The organism is Vibrio sp. KUL80, assembly GCF_059725495.1.
Genome location: NZ_AP045841.1, coordinates 3032152 through 3049437, shown reverse-complemented (window position 1 = coordinate 3049437; position 17286 = coordinate 3032152). Strand labels below are relative to the sequence as shown.

Below are 17286 nucleotides of genomic sequence, written 5' to 3'. Positions count from 1 at the left end.
AACCGAATATTTTTCGTAATTAAGAGATTAAGTTATGGCGATTAAAGTAGGCATTAACGGATTTGGTCGAATTGGCCGTTTGGCGCTTCGCGCAGCATTTGATTGGGACGAACTTGAGTTTGTTTTGATTAATGATGTTGCCGGTGACGCAACCACACTAGGTCACTTATTGGAGTTCGATTCAGTGCAAGGAACTTGGCATCACGGTGTAGCCGTTGAAGGCGATGAGCTTGTGGTGAACGGTAAGCGCATTAAAACGACTCAAGAGCGCGATATCGACGCGATCGATTGGTCTGGCTGTGATGTTGTGATTGAAGCAACAGGTGTGCACCGTAAAACTGAATTCCTAAATAAATACCTAGACCAAGGCGTTAAGCGTGTTGTGGTGTCAGCGCCTGTAAAAGAAGAAGGCATTGCTAACATCGTTGTTGGTGTGAATGACGAAATCTTTGATGCAGAAGCGCACCGTATCGTGACGGCGGCATCTTGTACAACCAACTGCATCGCGCCTGTTGTGAAAGTGATTCACGAGAAACTAGGTATCGAGCAATCATCGTTCACAACTATTCATGACCTAACGAATACGCAGACTATCCTTGATGCGCCGCACAAAGATCTGCGCCGTGCACGCGCATGTGGTATGAGCCTTATCCCAACCACGACGGGTAGTGCAACGGCTATCGTTGAGATCTTCCCTGGGCTAAAAGGCAAGATCAACGGCCACGCAGTGCGTGTACCACTAGCGAACGCGTCACTCACCGACATCATCTTTGATGTAAAACGCGATACCACGGCTGAAGAAGTTAACGCACTTCTTAAAGAAGCATCACAAGGCGAGCTAAAAGGCATCCTTGGTTTTGAAGAGCGTCCGCTTGTGTCTATCGATTACCGTGGTGACCAACGCTCAACCATCGTTGACGCGCAATCTACTATGGTCGTTGGCTCTCGTATGGTGAAAATCTACGCGTGGTATGACAATGAAATGGGCTATGCAACACGCACAGCAGAATTGGTTCGTAAGGTCGGTCTAGCGGGGTAATGTTGATGCATCCAACATGGGAACTAAACGTAGATAACGCTGCGCTAGTGCTAACGCCTTGTCCGGGTACCAAAGAGGCGTCATTAGACGACTCATTGGCGCAACTTAAAGAGCAAGGTGTCACGGTAATCGTGACGGCTTTGGATAATCACGAGATGACAGAAGCAGGCGTCGCTGAGCTTGGAGAAAAAGCAAAGGCGCTGGGCATCAAATGGTTCCAAACGCCAATTGAAGATGATCGCGCGCCTGGTTCTGAGTTTGCAGCAGGCTGGAAAGCAATCTCACCAGAGCTTCATCAAGCGCTTGAAGCGGGAGAGAAAATTGCTATGCATTGTATGGGCGGCTCTGGTCGTACTGGTCTTCTTGCGGCAAACCTTCTGCTTGAGAAAGGCTGGGATCTTGAGACGATTCGCCGTGAAGTTCAGGCACTACGCCCTGGCGCTTTCACTAAGCAGCCTCAAATTGACTATGTAGAAAAGCTTGCCGCGACGTTCTAGGCGCAGCACTCGTAGTGAGTAAACCTAAATAGAAGCCCTCTGATGAGGGCTTCTATTTCTGAACACTTGTCCCTGTTATTAGGCAGAAGAATTATGTTGTCTAACCTTAGCAAAAGCGTTCGCCAGTATATGTTGGTGACCTTTAACTACTGGAATTTCACCATTACCGATGGTGCATTGCGAATGTTGGTGGTGCTTTATTTCCACGATCTCGGATACAGCTCGCTCGCCATCGCATCCCTGTTCCTGTTCTATGAGTTCTTCGGCGTGGTCACCAATCTCATTGGCGGCTGGCTAGGAGCACGTTTAGGGCTTAATCGCACCATGAATATCGGGCTTGGGATGCAGATTTTTGCATTGCTAATGCTGGCCGTTCCGAGTGCTTGGCTAACCATTCCATGGGTCATGGCGGCCCAAGCGCTGTCAGGTATTGCTAAGGATCTGAATAAGATGAGTGCGAAAAGTGCCATCAAGACCTTGGTGCCTGATGAGCAGCAAGGGGCGCTTTACAAATGGGTTGCGATTCTTACCGGCTCTAAGAATGCACTGAAAGGTGCAGGTTTCTTTATCGGTGGTTTGTTGCTGTCGGTATTAGGCTTTCAGTATGCCGTAGCGGCAATGGCGGCGGTGTTGACACTGGTGTTCATTGGCAGCGTTATCAGCTTAGAAAGCGATATGGGCAAGGCAAAAGCCAAGCCTAAGTTTAAGCAGATCTTCTCCAAATCAGAGAGCATCAATATCTTATCCGCTGCGCGTATGTTCCTGTTTGGTGCGCGTGATGTTTGGTTTGTTGTCGCTTTGCCCATCTATCTTGGTTCCATCTTTGGTTGGGATCATACCTTAGTCGGTGGATTCCTAGCGCTATGGGTCATCGCTTATGGCTTTGTTCAAGGCATAGCCCCAAAGATTACCGGCAAGGCGCAGGGTAGAGTACCAGATGGCAGTGCTGCCATGTGGTGGGCGCTGGCATTAGCCGTGGTGACGGGTATCATCGCTTACTGTGTTCAGATGCAGTGGTACCCACAAGTGGTTATTGTTGTGGGGCTATTGATTTTTGGCGCTATCTTCGCGGTTAACTCATCTTTGCACAGTTATCTGATTGTGAGCTATGCAAAAGGCGATGGCGTGTCGATGGACGTTGGCTTCTATTACATGGCTAACGCGATGGGGCGTTTGATCGGTACTGTGTTGTCTGGTTGGGTGTTTCAAGTGGCGGGGCTCGCAGCTTGTATGTGGGTGTCGTTTGCGTTCTTAGTGCTAACGACCATCATCTCAATTCGTTTGCCGGGTGCGCCAAAAGCCATCGCAGGATAAAGTGAATATTCATTAAAAAGAGTCAATCGTTAAAAGACGATTGACTCTTTTTTGTTTCAGGCGTACATTTATCGTCAAAAGACGATGGGGAAAGAGTGTGACCAGTTGTAGCGTTGAAAATCCTGATATGTTTGTCGCCTCTGAGCAGCAGTTATCTCAAGAGAAGAGGTTAGCTGCACAAGCAAAAGCGTTGTCACACCCTGCACGTATTCGGATTTTACGTATTCTGTCCGATTTGGAGCGCGCTGGTGGGTGTTTGAATAGCGACCTTGTGTCGCAGTTAGGTCTTGCTCAGTCAACGGTCTCTGAACACTTGCGTATTTTGAAGGTCGCAGGATTTATTAGTGCAGAATCAACGCCACCTAAAGTCTGCTATCGCATACAGCGCGAAGCATTAGATGAGTTTTCTTCGCTGAGCTTATCCACATTTGATTAAGCTGGCTAAGAGCCCTGATTATCATTAAGTCGGCGATGCCGGCTTTTATTACCACTTGTTTATCGTTATTCGACGATTAACGATATTGGAGAGTTAACATGTCTGAATTAGCGATTGAGCAACCGAAAAAACTGGGCTTTTTAGATAGATTTCTGACCCTGTGGATCTTTTTAGCCATGGGTGTTGGTGTTCTATTGGGTGTCGCGTTTCCAAGCCAAATCGAAGGCTTGAATGAGTCAATGACGGTTGGCAGTACCAACGTCCCACTAGCGATTGGTCTTATTTTGATGATGTATCCACCGCTTGCCAAGGTCAACTATGGTTTGATGGGCAAAGTGCTGCAAGATAAGCAGGCCGTTACTCTTTCTTTGGTCATGAACTGGTTAGTGGGCCCAATCTTGATGTTTGTGCTGGCACTGACTTTCTTGGGTGATGAGCCTAGCCTGATGACTGGCGTTATTCTGATTGGTCTCGCGCGTTGTATCGCTATGGTATTAGTGTGGAATGATATCGGTGGTGGTAACAAAGAGTACGGGGCAGCGCTTGTCGCGCTCAACAGTGTATTTCAAATCGTGACGTACAGCTTCTTGGCATGGCTATTCATTACCGTTCTGCCACCTAAATTTGGCTTTCAAGGTCAAGTCGTTGATATCTCAATGGGAGAGATTGCCGAGAGTGTCATGATTTATCTTGGTATTCCGTTTTTGGCAGGATTCTTAAGCCGTAAGATCTTAGTCGCTAAGAAAGGTGAGCAGTGGTACAACGAAACGTTTATCCCAGCAGTTTCGCCTATTACTTTGATCGCGTTGCTGGCGACGATTGTACTTATGTTTAGCCTAAAAGGTGAGATGATTGTAGAACTGCCAATGCAGGTGGTTCGTGTTGCGATACCTTTGACTATTTATTTCTTCTTGATGTTCTTCGTGAGCTTCTTTGTTGCGAAGAAAATGGGCGTGCCATTTGATAAGAATGCTTCAATTGCGTACACCGCGACAGGTAATAACTTTGAGTTAGCCATCGCCGTTGCTATTGCCGTATTTGGTTTGAACTCACCAGAGGCGTTTGCGGGGGTTATTGGTCCTCTTATTGAAGTGCCAGTATTGATTGCCTTGGTCAACTTCACCTTAAAGATGAAAGCGCGCTACTCCTCTTAGCGTCCTGTACAGAACCTGACGACAGAGCGATCAAACTGAAAACGGAGCCAAGTGGCTCCGTTTTTTTATGACTGTTCAAGCGTACTTCGTTTGTTGTGTTTTGCTTTGTACATGGCGAGATCCGCTTTCTTGAGGGTTCCTCGCAGGCTGGTACGGAAAGGGGTATAGCCCACACTGTGGCATAGCATCGGATAGTTTACGAAGTTCTTTTCAAACAAGGCAGATAACTTCTCAAGCGCTAAGTGCAACATGACTTCGTCTTGATGGTGGGTCAGTACGACAAATTCATCGCCACCATAGCGCACCAAGATGTCCTGAGCGGCAAAAGCCTGTTTCAGGCAGCGCGCAAAGCGCATCAGTACAATATCCCCCTCGCTATGGCCAGAAGTGTCGTTTACCTGCTTGAAGTTATCTAGATCTATCACCACGCAGTAACCGTATTGCCAATGCACTGAGCTCAGATAAGCGAGATTGTGGAGCTTGGTTAAGGGGTCGGTATAGGCTTTTTTCTCGAAGAACTTGGCTTCGTGATGCAAATCGGTGACATCGAAACTGGTGGTGTAAATATAAGGTTCACCATCAATGAGGACCTTAAATTTTAGGACGTTGAAGTAAGACACCTTATCTAAACTGGTGAACTTGATGATCTTGGGTGCACATTGTCCTGCTCCTAGATATTCCAAACTGGCGTCGTGACACTCTCTGAGCATCTCTCCAACATTACTCGGGACTCGTTTTGAAAGCTGATCAGCGTTAAGACCAATAGGGTCAACATCAGAGTACTGACGTAGCCAAACAGTGAACTTATCATTGATATACACATATTGATGTTGCGCATTCCTGATAGAAAGAAAACCAGGGAAATGGCGAAAAAGCGCCGTCGCTTGCTGATACGTCAAATCTGTCACTGCAAAAATCCCACTATAGCCCACAAGACCAAATCGTGGCTTACGAATGGAAGTGGTTGAGGTAGTTATCATTTTTGCTGTTTCTATCATGCGCCATACATAAGGACTGTGATGCATATCAATTTGTAGGGTTTTGCTGACAGTGTTTGCCTTTTTTCTCAGGTGTGAGACAGGTGAAACCACAAAAAGCAGCCGAAGCTGCTTTTTAAATAGTTAACTTATCAATTAGTTACCGATTAGCTATTGTGAAGAGCGAGATACTGTTTGGCATGTTCACTACCCATATAACGAGACAAAGACTTGAGAGGCACGCGCCTTAGATCCACCACAATAAGTCCATCGAGCGCATTGTTGAAATCAGGGTCGACGTTAAAACTGACGAGCTTGCCATTAAGGCTTAGATATTGCCTCAGCAACACGGGCACCCCTTTGCCTTCATCCAGTCGAGAAATTACGCGCGATAGAAGTTGCATGTCAGCCAGGGCAGAAAGCAGGTGGGTATTCCAGCTTGGTGTATCTTCCAGCTTTGGAGGATTTGGAGCAATGACATGTTTTGCACTCTCGCTGTCGTAGTGATGCAGCGTCATGGTATCCGCTAGAAGCTGTCTTGCTACCTCACTGTAGTCACTGCTGATACTGACCGGACCAAACAGGTGAGAGTATTCCGAATGTCGATGTACGAACTCAGCAATGCCTTTCCAAAGCAATAGCAGTGCGCTCATGCTCTTTTGATATTCAAAGGCAATGACGCTTCGACCCATCTCAATAGACTTGCCCATGGTATCAAGAAAAGGTTGGTCGTATTGGAACAAGGTTCTTGAATACAAGCCTTGGATTCCGTGTTGTTCAAGCAGTTTATCCACTAAACCTAGGCGGTAGGCGCCCACAAGTTTGTGCTTCTCTTTATCCCACACAAATAGGTGATGATAGTCCTTATCAAACTGATCGATATCGAGCGACTGCCCTGTCCCTTCTCCGACTTGGCGGAAATTGCTCTCTCGCATGCGTCCAATCTCGTGCATCACCGATGGGATATGGTCGATGGTCGTACAGTAAACCTCAAATTCACCACTGGACAGTAAATGATGCTCCGCTGGTAACTGCTCTATATCTTCGAGTAAATCACTGACATGAACAGCAGGAGCGATGGCTTGGTAGTTGGAGGTGTCTGAATCAGAGACGTTTCGCTCGGTCTGATCCCTGCCCAATAGGTAGGTATTGAGCCTCAGGTAGTTGACTAACTGTCGGTTATCGAGAGTGTTTACCTCTTTGTATTTGATGGCTTCGCCAATCGAGATGCCGATAGGGCGATTTTTTTTGTTTAAAAGCTCTCGACCCAACATAGCAGTACGTAGCATAGGATGTACCTTTCCTGCTAGATAGAAACGCTTTGAGTTCAGCCCGCCTATATGAACAGGTACGGTGAGCGCCTTGTTTTTCTTTATCAGGGTACTGACAGAACGACTCCACTCTTTATCTTCTAAGCGAAGTGCTTTGCTATCAACCAGTTGAGACACTTCTCCAGCAGGAAAAACCAGCAAGGCTCCGCCTTGTTCAAGGTGTTGGTTAGCTTGTCTTAGCGCACGGGTGTTGGAGCGGTGAGCATTCGCACCATCAAAGACATCGACACCAATAAATAGCGGTTCTAGCTCCGGGACGAGTTTAAGGAACTCGTTTGCCAGTATTTTCACGTCTTTGCGAACTTGCAGCAGTAACTCCGCGAGTATGACGCCTTCAACACAGCCGAGCGGATGGTTTGCGACGATCAGGGTTGAGCCTGTATGTGGAATGTTGTCACGACTGCCCGACACAACGTGGTAGTCGATCCCCAAAATCTCTAATGAAAAACGCAAGAAGGACTCGGTATCACAGCCAGCAGGGCGCTGAGCATATAACTGGTCAAGCACCGACAGGCCAGTGGCCCACTCGGCAACGTTCTCTGCAATTCCTAAAGGGGTCTTTCTTGGCAAGCGAAAAGGGCTGGTGGTTTCCATAACATCCTCTGGGCGAATTCCATTTATTGTCGTTAAAAGGGTATGACGCCTATGTGTCAAAATTGCGTAAGAGAGATGGAGGATGGATGACGTATTGATGTCAGACTGGTGACGAAATAGACAGCTGGCAATAAAAAAGAGCGCCGAAGCGCTCTTAGAGGTGTTGGGGTTAATGCGGGTTAGAAGGTTGCATTAACGGATAGTTTGAAGCGACGCTCGTTGCCGTAGTGCACGTCTGTGACAACATTGTTGCTGGTGCTGCCGCCGGTGCCAGACACGTATTCCGTGTCGAACAAGTTTTCGATATTAAAGCGGAAGTCCCAAGTGACGTAATCGCTGGCGATCTTATGTGATGCGCCGGTATCAACACGAGCATAACCATCTAATTGAACGGTATTGGCATTGTCTGCCCAGCGTTCACCTTGGTAGAAAAGACCAATATTGAATGCGGTCGCTTCAGTCCATGCATAACGCGTCCATACTGAACCTGACCATTCAGGAACGTTGGCTGGCGTTTTGTCTTGGTACAAGTCGTGATTGTTGTATTTCGCATCTAGGTACATACCTGACGCCATTACAAACCATTGCTCTGACAGTTGACCTTGTGCTCCAGCTTCTGCACCGCGATGCAACTGGTTACCATTTTGAGTCGTAATGCCATTTTCTTCGATGCTGATGTTTAGTTTTTCTATATCGAATACAGCACCCGTTAGAAGCAAGCGGTTATCCATCAGTTCCCACTTTGTGCCTAATTCATACTGTCGGCTCTTTTCCGGGGTACGTTCGGTGACCGAACCATCGTCATTTACAACGTTGCTTACAGGGTTGAAGCTCTCAGAGTAGTTTGCATAGATACTGCCAGAGTAACTTGGGTGATAGATAACGCCGACTTTTGGTGAAAACGCTTGGCTATCATTAGCGCCTTTAACAATGTCACCGGTTGCTGGGTTGGTTCCATCAGCAAAATATTGATCATAACGACCTCCAACAAGTGCCTGCCACTGGTCATTAAAGGTGATTAAATCTTGAGCGTAGAAACCATAGAAATGGTTGCTGCTCTCATAGACCGTTTTGTCGTTGTTGTAATCTAAGCCCGGGTTACTCGGGATGTCACCAGGATTCACATCGATAGCGTCTCCTGATACTCGAAGCTGGGCGTAATCATAAAACTGGCCATTAACGCCAAGAAGCACTTGGTGATCGACACTTAATGCTGTGAACTCACCGTGAAGGTCTGCGTGGAATGCTTGAGTCTTCCATGTATCGTGACGATCAAACGGTTTTAGTATGTAGCTGCCATCCACGATGGTATCCGCAGTCGGCGTTGGCAGAGAATCGTAGCGGTGGCGCTTCATGTGCTGTGAGTTATAGCTCAGATTAGCGCGCCACTGAGAGTTGATGTATAGGTCTAAATCCGCGCCCCAGTTCTCCACATCATTATCGATAAATGACCAGTGTGCATCGCGGATCATGTCACGATCACCAATGCGATTGCCTTGCATGTCCAACCATGATCCAGAGTCGATAGGTGCACGATCGTTAGTCTTTTCGTAGTTAACAGACAGCAAGCCCCAATCCGCAAGATCGGCTTCAATCACGCCGTATCCCAAGAAGCGATCGCGCTCTCTTTGCTCGCCATTGGAATAGCGACGGGTCTCTACTGCATCTTGCTTTACAAGAACGGTGCGCCCGCGCAACGTACCAGATTCATTTAACTTGCCTGATGCATCAATGTGATAGCGTGTGCTACCTAGGTGATCGAAGTCTGTTCCTACATTCACCATAGGCTTCGCTGTCGGTTTCTTTGAAACCATGTTGATCATGCCGCCAGGTGCAGAGTTACCATAAAGTAGACTTGATGGTCCTTTGATCACTTCGATGCGATCCAGTGTCTCGATAGGCAGCATGTAGTGTGTAAACAAAGAATGCCCGTTTCGAAGGTAGCCGTTGGTTGATGAAAGCTCAAAGCCACGAATATAGAATTCTTCGCGATTCCACTTTTGAGAACCTGCATTGACACTTGCATCATTTTGCAGCGCTTCACCTAGCGTGGTTGCAAGCTGCTCATCAAGCACAATTTCAGGAATAACGTTAACGGATTGAGGCGTTTCCAACATAGTGGTGTCAGTTCGCATCGCGCCGGTTGCACTATCCACTTTGTAGTCATCGAAGGCTTGAGCGTGAACAACAAGCGTTTCATCTACTGTATTAGGTGCGTCATTTGCGAAGGTTGGGGCGGTATGGAGTGCGAGTACCACTGCACTACAAAGTGTGGTCACTTTGAATTTCATTCTGGGCTTTCCTTGCTCGAGTATCCGAGACAAACGGTTTTATTATTAGAGAGTTATGCCAATAGTTGAAATGGCGATATGAATGCTAATGTTATTTATTATCATTAGCAATAAATACAAATGTAAGCAATTGTATCGCCTGTTTATACAAGGGAGTGATTGCATAACAATGGTAAATGGAGTGTAATTAACTTGTTGTTAGTGAAAGGAGTTCTATCAATGGAGTGGGGACTAGAAGAACAAAATAAGTGTTACCGTTTCTTGAAACCAGGGATGAAATTGAGTCTTTCATCCGCAGATAATCAGCAGATTAAAGGGATCGCCGCAACCCTTATCGGCTTCAAACCTTCCGCCTTTCTAATTGTTGATGTCTCTCAGGTTGGTTCAGAGGCTCTCGGAGAGCTGACAGACGGTGATCTTGTCGTTCGGGGACTCTCAGACTCAAGTTTTGGTCATGTTATCGCGTTTCGTTCACGCTTTATTTCGCGGGCGGATGAGCCGTGTCAGCATCTGTTCTTGGCGGCGCCTTCTGATTTTGTCTCTAAGCCCATCAGGGAGCACTCTCGCTACAAGCTGTCCGTGCCCTGCAATCTCTCTTTTGGCCAGTCTGCTGTAGAGGGCAAAATGGTTGATTTCTCATTGGCGGGTTGTGGTGTGTATATCGAAGGACCACATGATTTCTGTAAAGGATTAGCTCTCAAAGTCGAGTGTCCATTGAACCAATTCCTACCGGCTGGAATAAGCTTTGAGGTGGTGACGGTGAAGAAGCAAGGCAAAGGCACGCTACTTGGCATTCAGTTCAATCAACAAGTCTTAATGTCTAATCGCTTAAAAACCACACTCGCGGAGCTGTCATTGAATGTGAGTTAAAAAGCGAGTGTGTGCTTACTTTGACTTCTACATAACAACAATGCTTTTTCTTCGCTTATTTCAAAGTGTAAACTGTGCTATATAAAGAGCAGAATTTCTCAATGGAATGTTCCGACTTATGCGTATCTTTACACTTGTCTTGTTTGTGGTGTTTTCTTGGCTTCAGTACACTCTCTGGTTTGGAAAAAATGGCATCGTTGACTTTAACCAAGTAGACGCAGAAATTCATGTCCAGCAGCAAGTGAATGGTAACCTTCAAACCCGCAACGACGAGATGTTTGCTGAAATAGACGATCTCAGACAGGGACTGGATGCTATCGAAGAGCGCGCTAGGCATGAGCTCGGAATGATTCAGCAAGGAGAGACTTTCTACCGAATCATAGGTGAGGACAACCAATGATCCCTGAACATCATCCAATCATTGCTATCGTGCCTGCAGCAGGTGTCGGTAGTCGAATGCAAGCGGATATTCCCAAGCAATATCTAAAAATCCACGAGCAGACCATTCTTGAGCATACTATTGAGCGCCTATTGTCGCATCAAAGTATCGAGAGTGTGATTGTCGCAATCAGTGATAATGACCCTTACTTTGAAGGGCTGTCGTTTATCTCAGAGAAACCCGTCATCAGAGTGCCGGGCGGTGGTGAGCGTGCTGATTCAGTTTTATCTGCAATAGACTATGTGAAGCAGCGTGTGCCTAATGCTTGGTGTCTAGTGCACGATGCGGCGAGACCTTGTATCACGCACGAAGATATCAGCAAACTCATTTATGAAGTGAGCACGCACCCTGTGGGTGGAATCCTTGCTGCGCCAGTGAAAGACACGATGAAACGCGCAAACGGTGCCAAAGGCATTGATCATACGGTGGATAGAGCGGGTCTTTGGCATGCACTTACGCCACAGATGTTTAAAGTGGAACTGCTGCACAGTGCACTGAGCAATGCACTATCGGAAGGGGTCACCATTACCGATGAAGCGTCTGCTGTAGAGTGGACAGGGTTAGCGCCATTGCTGGTGGAAGGTCGCAGTGACAACATTAAAATTACTCGACCAGAGGATCTCGCTCTGGCGGAGTTCTATCTTAAAAATAAGGAACCAGAACAATGAGAATAGGTCATGGCTTTGATGTACATAAGTTTGGTGGTGAAGGACCTGTCATCATTGGTGGTGTTTCGATTCCTTATGAGCAAGGCTTGATTGCTCACTCAGATGGTGATGTGGCATTACACGCATTGTGTGATGCCTTGCTGGGCGCTATCGCTGCGGGTGATATCGGTCGTCACTTCCCAGACACCGATGAAGAGTGGAAAGGCGCGGACAGTCGCGCTCTGCTACGTGATGTTTACAGTAAGGTAAAAGCGAAAGGCTACGAGTTAGTCAATGCGGACATCACCATCATGGCACAAGCGCCGAAAATGGCACCACATATTGAATCCATGTGTCAGGTCATCGCTCAAGACCTAGAGACAGATATTGGTAACGTCAATGTTAAGGCGACCACTACGGAAAGACTTGGTTTTACAGGACGTAAAGAAGGTATTGCCACAGAAGCTGTGGTACTGATCAACAAAGTAACGTCTTAAAAGGCAGATATCATGACGGATGTTCTCAACGAACTGAACTACCTACACGGGAAACCAGCGGTTAGCGCTAAATTCAAAGCCAGCAACGAAGACTTTATTGTCAAAGAAGTACTTGGTTTTGAGTTTGCTGGCGAAGGTGAACACTTAATGCTTCGGGTGCGCAAAAATGGTGAAAACACCAGCTTTGTCGCCAATGAACTTGCTAAGGTATGTGGCGTTAAGTCTAAAGATATCGGCTGGGCAGGTTTAAAAGATCGTCATGCGATTACCGAGCAATGGCTCAGTGTCCATTTGCCTAAGAAGAATGTTCCTGACTTTTCAGCGTTTCTTGCTCAATATCCTAGTATTGAAATAGTGGCAACAGATTGGCACAACAAAAAGCTGCGCCCTGGTGACCTTGCTGGTAACGAGTTTGAAATTCGCCTTACAGAAGTGTCTGATGTTGAAGGCTTAATGGAAAGAGTCGCCAAAGTGTCTGAGGCAGGCGTGCCAAACTATTTTGGTCAACAGCGTTTTGGTCGCGATGGCAACAACGTTACCGAAGCAAAGCGCTGGGGACGTGAGAATGTTCGCACCCGTAATCAGAACAAGCGTAGCTTGTATCTGTCAGCTGCCCGTTCTTGGATCTTTAACCAAATCGTTTCTAAGCGACTTGAGCATGGTTGTTTTAACTCAGAGTTACCTGGTGACATTCTGGATGAAACCGGGCTGATCACAGCAGCATTGGCAGGCGATAATGCGCTACCAACACAAGATGCGGCGATGGCGCTTGAGCAAAGCATTGTTGACGGCGAACCCGATCTGATGGCTCTGATCCGCGGTAATCGCATGCGTCACGACCGACGAGCGATTGTGCTCAAACCAAAGGCACTAAACAGTGACTCAGATGGACAAGCCGTAACGCTCTCTTTCTCCCTTGATTCAGGAAGCTTTGCGACATCAATCTTGAGAGAGTTGGCAAACGTAGAAGAAGTAGAAAGGCAATTCTAGGTTTCATGGATAGTAAAAGAATAAAAGTTCTCATCAGTAATGATGATGGTGTGCATGCCGAGGGTATTCGCACCTTAGCAGCGGAACTTGCTCAGATAGCTGATGTCACTATTGTTGCGCCAGATCGTAATCGTTCCGGCGCCTCAAACTCTTTGACTCTTGAGCAGCCTCTGCGAGTCAATCAGATCGAGCCCAAAGTCTACTCAGTGCAGGGCACACCGACAGATTGTGTGCACTTTGCCCTTAATGAGTTGATGAAAGATGATATGCCTGACTTGGTGTTATCTGGGATCAACCATGGTGCGAACCTAGGTGATGATGTGCTCTACTCTGGAACTGTTGCTGCAGCAATGGAAGGTCACTTTCTAGGTGTACAATCAATCGCATTCAGCTTGGTTGGTAAGCAGCATTTTAAAGCGGCAGCGATCATCGCTCGTCAATTTGTCGAAAGGCATTTAGCGACGCGCGTTCCTACTAATCGACTACTGAACATTAATATCCCAGATTGTGCCCTTGCAGATCTTGGTGAGGTGTCTGTGACACGATTGGGCGCTCGACATCATGCAGAGAGCATGATCAAACAACAAGACCCGCGTGGTCATGATATCTATTGGTTGGGACCTCCTGGCAAGGAGCAAGACGCTGGAATAGGTACCGACTTTTATGCAATTGAACAGGGGCATATCTCGATCACACCTTTGCAGGTCGATTTAACTGCTCATGAGTCAATTGGCGCAATGGAACGTTGGGTATCAGGGAGAGAGTAACTAATGAACCCACAAGCAGCAAAATTAGTGGAGTTTATCCGATCTCATGGAGTGAGCAGCGTATCGGTGCTCGATGCCATTTTAGCTGTACCTAGAGAACAGTTCGTTTCTCAGGCTATGCTTCACCAAGCTTACGACAATAATGCCTTACCTATCGGTGCCGGTCAGACGATTTCGCAGCCTTATATTGTCGCTAAGATGACAGAACTACTGGATCTTGAAAGAGAGACACGCGTACTCGAAATCGGCACGGGATCTGGCTATCAGACGGCGGTACTCGCACAGCTTGTGGATCATGTTTACTCGGTGGAAAGAATTAAAGCGCTGCAATGGGAAGCTAAACGCCGATTGAAGCGCCTTGATATATACAATGTTTCCACCAAGCATGGTGATGGTTGGCAGGGCTGGCAAGCAAAAGGTCCATTCGATGCCATTATCGTTACCGCGGCTGCTTCCGAAGTTCCCCAAGCCTTGTTGTCGCAGCTCAATGATGGTGGACGTTTAGTGATCCCAGTCGGCGATAATGAGCAACAATTATTAAAAATCACCCGTAAAGGTGATAGTTTTAGTACCGAAGTTGTTGAATTGGTGAGGTTTGTTCCTCTCGTAGCAGGTGAATTGGCGTAAATGCAAAGCCGAATGAAAGCAGTGGTTTCCGTTGTTTTTCTGTCTAGTGCACTCATCGGGTGTGCTGGGCACTCGCCTGCGCCTGTCTCAAATTTGGGAGGCAAGTACGATAATGTCTCCCGTGGCAGCTATCGAGGTAGCTACTACGAAGTCCAGAAAGGTGACACCCTCTATTTTATCTCCTACGTCACTGATAAAGATGTTAAAGACCTGATTAGACTCAATAATCTTCAATCACCTTATACTATTCATCCGGGGCAACGCCTCAACTTGTGGCGTCAAGCCTATGCGCCACCTGCATTTGGTGGTTCTGGGGCTGGCGACGTCGCGACCGCTTCTGCAGCAACGGCTGCAGCGAGTTCAAGCAGCACAAAAGCAGCCTCAACCCCGGCTCCAAAAGCGAGTAGCTCATCAACACAAAATAGTCAAAAAACGGCTGCAAAGAAGGTTGATCAAAGCAAAACAAAGGAGTATGGTGAGTCTAAAGGTAAACAAAATGTTAATAACACGAAACCCAATACGGCAAAACAGACCGCTAAGCCGCAAGCAAAGCCACAGCAGACAGCAAAAGCTAAGCCAACACCTCCGCCTAGCTCGAATGCCAAAGTCTCCAGCTGGGTCTGGCCAACAAAGGGACGTGTAATAAAGAACTTTTCTGCAGGGGACCAAGGAAACAAAGGGATAGACATTGCTGGCCAGCGTGGCCAAGACATTGTCGCCACTGCAAAAGGAACTGTGGTTTACTCGGGCAATGCACTTCGTGGTTATGGAAACCTCGTTATCGTCAAACATAACGACAGCTACTTAAGCGCATATGCACACAACGATAGGCTATTGGTCTCAGAAGGACAAAGTGTCAAAGCCGGACAAAAAATCGCTACGATGGGAAGCTCCGGAACCAACAGCGTAAGACTGCACTTTGAAATTCGATATCAAGGCAAATCGGTAAACCCTAAACGCTACTTGCCGTAACTGCCGTATAACGTTTACAACGTACGAAAAGCTACTTGCAATTTGATTGACGTAATCAGAGAAAGTTAGCGACATAGTTGAGTTGTCATGTCTTGCTAGCTCGCCAGGGGGAGGCGCTATGAGTATCAGCAATGCAGTAACCAAGAACGAAAACTTCGACATTGAAAACGAATCCGTTGATGTTGTGCAGTCAACATTGACCAATGACGATTCCAACTCAGAATCCGAAGAGAAAGACCTGTACGATGCCTCGGCCAAAAGCCTGGATGCGACCCAGCTCTATCTAGGGGAAATTGGCTTCTCACCACTACTTACCGCTGAAGAAGAAGTTCTTTATGCAAGACGTGCACTCAAAGGAGATGAAGCTGCACGTAAACGTATGATCGAAAGTAACCTTCGTCTCGTTGTGAAAATCTCTCGACGCTACAGCAACCGTGGCCTTGCACTCCTTGATCTCATCGAAGAGGGCAATCTAGGTTTGATCCGTGCTGTAGAGAAGTTTGACCCTGAACGTGGCTTCCGATTCTCAACCTATGCGACCTGGTGGATCCGCCAAACTATTGAACGTGCTTTGATGAATCAGACGCGCACCATTCGTTTGCCAATTCACGTCGTCAAAGAGCTGAATATTTACCTTCGTACGGCTCGTGAACTGTCGCAAAAGCTTGACCATGAGCCGACCGCTGAAGAGATCGCTCAAAAACTTGATAAGCCGGTCAGCGATGTATCTAAAATGCTTCGCCTCAATGAGCGCATTAGCTCAGTGGATACGCCAATTGGTGGAGATGGTGAAAAGGCGCTACTGGATATCATTCCTGATTCAACCCATTCTGATCCAGAAGTATCAACCCAAGACGATGACATTAAATCATCACTTATTCATTGGTTAGATGAGCTAAATCCTAAACAAAAAGAGGTGCTGGCTCGAAGGTTTGGTCTTCTTGGTTACGAGCCATCGACACTTGAAGAGGTTGGCAGAGAGATCAACCTCACTCGTGAACGTGTTCGTCAGATCCAAGTGGAAGGGCTTCGCAGGTTGCGCGATATCCTAGTGAAACAGGGTTTGAATATGGAGTCTTTGTTCAACTTCGATGACGATTAGAATCGATTCAAACGACACAAAAAAACCGCCTATAAGGCGGTTTTTTTGTGTGTTGATGGCGTTAGCGTATTACGCCCAGCCATTCGGGCTTTTCTTACGACGCGGAATCAGATGCGGAAGAATCAGACCGAATAGAAGACCAGCACCGGCTACACCGCCGCCGTACATGAAGTAGCGAAGCAGTAGGTCTTCTTTTTGTGTGTCTAGCTTAGCGCGTAGCTCACGGATTTCTGTTTGAGAAGAGGTGAGCTGTTCACTGATGTCTGAGTAGTTTTGCTCAAGCTCAGCGATCTGCTTGTTGCGTGCTTCTAGCGAGCTGACTAGGCCGCCTTTCTCACTGTCTGCTGTTTCGCGTGCGCTCGATAGCTGAGATTTCACTTGCGTCAGTTCTTTCTCAAGACGAGGCAATCTAACCGCCATGCTTTCTTGAGTAGTGACAAATTTAGATTCTACCCAGCCTTTACGACCGCGGCTGTCTTGGACCTGTGAGTAACCTGTCTCACGGTTAGACGATAGCAGCTGAACCTTGTCACCTGCGTTGATGCTACCAATAATACGGTACTGAGCGCTTGGCCCAGAATGTAGGTAGGTAAATAGCTTGTCGGCAATATAACGATCTTGAGCCAACGCCGCAGGAGCAGCGAGTAACGACACCATGATCATGCAGATCAGTTTTTTCACAGTAAGTCCCTTAAGTGTATCAATGGGGAATGATGAAGAAAGTAGCGCTAGCAGCAGGGCT

General features: G+C 47.1%; 18 protein-coding genes. 14 read left to right on the top strand and 4 right to left on the bottom strand.

Translation table 11 applies throughout. The features are described from left to right. The first annotated feature begins 34 nt into the window (after positions 1 to 34). The 5 genes from AC6I8U_RS13920 (at position 35) to arsB (ending at position 4440) form a co-directional block, all read left to right on the top strand. Positions 35 to 1039, top strand: coding sequence for an ArsJ-associated glyceraldehyde-3-phosphate dehydrogenase (locus AC6I8U_RS13920; protein WP_498017194.1), 1005 nt, complete (start codon positions 35 to 37; stop codon positions 1037 to 1039). A gap of 2 nt (positions 1040 to 1041) precedes the next feature. Further along, entirely contained in the window at positions 1042 to 1536 is a 495-nt protein-coding gene (locus tag AC6I8U_RS13915) for a cyclin-dependent kinase inhibitor 3 family protein (protein WP_498018366.1), read from the top strand. Between the two features lie 93 nt (positions 1537 to 1629). Next, positions 1630 to 2850, top strand: coding sequence for an organoarsenical effux MFS transporter ArsJ (arsJ, locus tag AC6I8U_RS13910; RefSeq protein WP_498017193.1), 1221 nt, complete (start codon positions 1630 to 1632; stop codon positions 2848 to 2850). Between the two features lie 127 nt (positions 2851 to 2977). Further along, positions 2978 to 3286, top strand: coding sequence for an ArsR/SmtB family transcription factor (locus tag AC6I8U_RS13905; protein ID WP_446569607.1), 309 nt, complete (start codon positions 2978 to 2980; stop codon positions 3284 to 3286). Positions 3287 to 3384: 98 nt separating this feature from the next. Continuing rightward, positions 3385 to 4440: an ACR3 family arsenite efflux transporter gene (gene arsB, locus AC6I8U_RS13900; protein ID WP_252013384.1), complete on the top strand. Its 1056-nt coding sequence runs from the start codon at positions 3385 to 3387 to the stop codon at positions 4438 to 4440. A 65-nt stretch (positions 4441 to 4505) separates the two neighbouring features. Here the strand turns inward: arsB and AC6I8U_RS13895 are convergent, their stop codons facing one another. The 3 genes from AC6I8U_RS13895 to AC6I8U_RS13885 form a co-directional block, all read right to left on the bottom strand. Beyond that, complete coding sequence (locus tag AC6I8U_RS13895; RefSeq protein ID WP_498017192.1) at positions 4506 to 5420, bottom strand: GGDEF domain-containing protein; 915 nt, start codon at positions 5418 to 5420, stop codon at positions 4506 to 4508. Positions 5421 to 5584: 164 nt separating this feature from the next. Beyond that, positions 5585 to 7342: a bifunctional lysophospholipid acyltransferase family protein/GNAT family N-acetyltransferase gene (locus AC6I8U_RS13890; RefSeq protein ID WP_498017191.1), complete on the bottom strand. Its 1758-nt coding sequence runs from the start codon at positions 7340 to 7342 to the stop codon at positions 5585 to 5587. 179 nt (positions 7343 to 7521) lie between these two features. Further along, positions 7522 to 9633: a TonB-dependent siderophore receptor gene (locus tag AC6I8U_RS13885; RefSeq protein WP_498017190.1), complete on the bottom strand. Its 2112-nt coding sequence runs from the start codon at positions 9631 to 9633 to the stop codon at positions 7522 to 7524. Between the two features lie 219 nt (positions 9634 to 9852). On the opposite strand from AC6I8U_RS13885, the gene AC6I8U_RS13880 reads away from it, so the two are divergent. The 9 genes from AC6I8U_RS13880 to rpoS all read left to right on the top strand — a co-directional run bounded on the left by AC6I8U_RS13880 (position 9853) and on the right by rpoS (position 16544). Beyond that, the gene (locus AC6I8U_RS13880) at positions 9853 to 10503 is read left to right on the top strand and encodes a PilZ domain-containing protein (protein ID WP_498017189.1); all 651 of its coding nucleotides are present in this window, start codon (positions 9853 to 9855) and stop codon (positions 10501 to 10503) included. Between the two features lie 118 nt (positions 10504 to 10621). After that, positions 10622 to 10903 (top strand): cell division protein FtsB, encoded by a 282-nt coding sequence (ftsB, locus tag AC6I8U_RS13875; RefSeq protein ID WP_128647962.1) that lies wholly within the window; start codon positions 10622 to 10624, stop codon positions 10901 to 10903. Then, positions 10900 to 11610, top strand: a complete 711-nt coding sequence (gene ispD, locus AC6I8U_RS13870; RefSeq protein WP_498017188.1) for a 2-C-methyl-D-erythritol 4-phosphate cytidylyltransferase — start codon at positions 10900 to 10902, stop codon at positions 11608 to 11610. Before ftsB ends, ispD begins: the two co-directional genes overlap by 4 nt. Then, positions 11607 to 12086: a 2-C-methyl-D-erythritol 2,4-cyclodiphosphate synthase gene (gene ispF, locus AC6I8U_RS13865; protein WP_498017187.1), complete on the top strand. Its 480-nt coding sequence runs from the start codon at positions 11607 to 11609 to the stop codon at positions 12084 to 12086. Before ispD ends, ispF begins: the two co-directional genes overlap by 4 nt. A 12-nt stretch (positions 12087 to 12098) precedes the next feature. Next, the gene (truD, locus tag AC6I8U_RS13860) at positions 12099 to 13076 is read left to right on the top strand and encodes a tRNA pseudouridine(13) synthase TruD (protein WP_498017186.1); all 978 of its coding nucleotides are present in this window, start codon (positions 12099 to 12101) and stop codon (positions 13074 to 13076) included. Between the two features lie 5 nt (positions 13077 to 13081). Beyond that, complete coding sequence (surE, locus tag AC6I8U_RS13855; protein ID WP_446569558.1) at positions 13082 to 13843, top strand: 5'/3'-nucleotidase SurE; 762 nt, start codon at positions 13082 to 13084, stop codon at positions 13841 to 13843. A gap of 3 nt (positions 13844 to 13846) precedes the next feature. Further along, entirely contained in the window at positions 13847 to 14470 is a 624-nt protein-coding gene (locus AC6I8U_RS13850; protein ID WP_042475946.1) for a protein-L-isoaspartate(D-aspartate) O-methyltransferase, read from the top strand. A 12-nt stretch (positions 14471 to 14482) separates the two neighbouring features. Beyond that, positions 14483 to 15442 (top strand): murein hydrolase activator NlpD, encoded by a 960-nt coding sequence (gene nlpD / locus AC6I8U_RS13845; protein WP_394152951.1) that lies wholly within the window; start codon positions 14483 to 14485, stop codon positions 15440 to 15442. Positions 15443 to 15560: 118 nt separating this feature from the next. Then, positions 15561 to 16544: an RNA polymerase sigma factor RpoS gene (rpoS, locus tag AC6I8U_RS13840; RefSeq protein ID WP_498017185.1), complete on the top strand. Its 984-nt coding sequence runs from the start codon at positions 15561 to 15563 to the stop codon at positions 16542 to 16544. Positions 16545 to 16613: 69 nt separating this feature from the next. Here rpoS and AC6I8U_RS13835 read toward each other — a convergent pair whose 3' ends face one another. Continuing rightward, positions 16614 to 17225: a TIGR04211 family SH3 domain-containing protein gene (locus AC6I8U_RS13835; protein WP_042475948.1), complete on the bottom strand. Its 612-nt coding sequence runs from the start codon at positions 17223 to 17225 to the stop codon at positions 16614 to 16616. Between the last annotated feature and the right edge of the window lie 61 nt (positions 17226 to 17286).

Excerpts from the sequence above, each read along its gene's own strand:
- ftsB (WP_128647962.1), top strand. The coding sequence starts at position 10,622 with ATGCGTATCTTTACACTTGTCTTGTTTGTGGTGTTTTCTTGGCTTCAG.
- surE (WP_446569558.1), top strand. The coding sequence starts at position 13,082 with ATGGATAGTAAAAGAATAAAAGTTCTCATCAGTAATGATGATGGTGTG.
- ispD (WP_498017188.1), top strand. The coding sequence starts at position 10,900 with ATGATCCCTGAACATCATCCAATCATTGCTATCGTGCCTGCAGCAGGT.
- AC6I8U_RS13920 (WP_498017194.1), top strand. The coding sequence starts at position 35 with ATGGCGATTAAAGTAGGCATTAACGGATTTGGTCGAATTGGCCGTTTG.
- nlpD (WP_394152951.1), top strand. The coding sequence starts at position 14,483 with ATGAAAGCAGTGGTTTCCGTTGTTTTTCTGTCTAGTGCACTCATCGGG.
- AC6I8U_RS13905 (WP_446569607.1), top strand. The coding sequence starts at position 2,978 with ATGTTTGTCGCCTCTGAGCAGCAGTTATCTCAAGAGAAGAGGTTAGCT.
- AC6I8U_RS13880 (WP_498017189.1), top strand. The coding sequence starts at position 9,853 with ATGGAGTGGGGACTAGAAGAACAAAATAAGTGTTACCGTTTCTTGAAA.
- AC6I8U_RS13895 (WP_498017192.1), bottom strand. The coding sequence starts at position 5,420 with ATGATAACTACCTCAACCACTTCCATTCGTAAGCCACGATTTGGTCTT.
- AC6I8U_RS13890 (WP_498017191.1), bottom strand. The coding sequence starts at position 7,342 with ATGGAAACCACCAGCCCTTTTCGCTTGCCAAGAAAGACCCCTTTAGGA.
- ispF (WP_498017187.1), top strand. The coding sequence starts at position 11,607 with ATGAGAATAGGTCATGGCTTTGATGTACATAAGTTTGGTGGTGAAGGA.
- arsB (WP_252013384.1), top strand. The coding sequence starts at position 3,385 with ATGTCTGAATTAGCGATTGAGCAACCGAAAAAACTGGGCTTTTTAGAT.
- rpoS (WP_498017185.1), top strand. The coding sequence starts at position 15,561 with ATGAGTATCAGCAATGCAGTAACCAAGAACGAAAACTTCGACATTGAA.
- truD (WP_498017186.1), top strand. The coding sequence starts at position 12,099 with ATGACGGATGTTCTCAACGAACTGAACTACCTACACGGGAAACCAGCG.
- AC6I8U_RS13850 (WP_042475946.1), top strand. The coding sequence starts at position 13,847 with ATGAACCCACAAGCAGCAAAATTAGTGGAGTTTATCCGATCTCATGGA.
- AC6I8U_RS13885 (WP_498017190.1), bottom strand. The coding sequence starts at position 9,633 with ATGAAATTCAAAGTGACCACACTTTGTAGTGCAGTGGTACTCGCACTC.
- arsJ (WP_498017193.1), top strand. The coding sequence starts at position 1,630 with ATGTTGTCTAACCTTAGCAAAAGCGTTCGCCAGTATATGTTGGTGACC.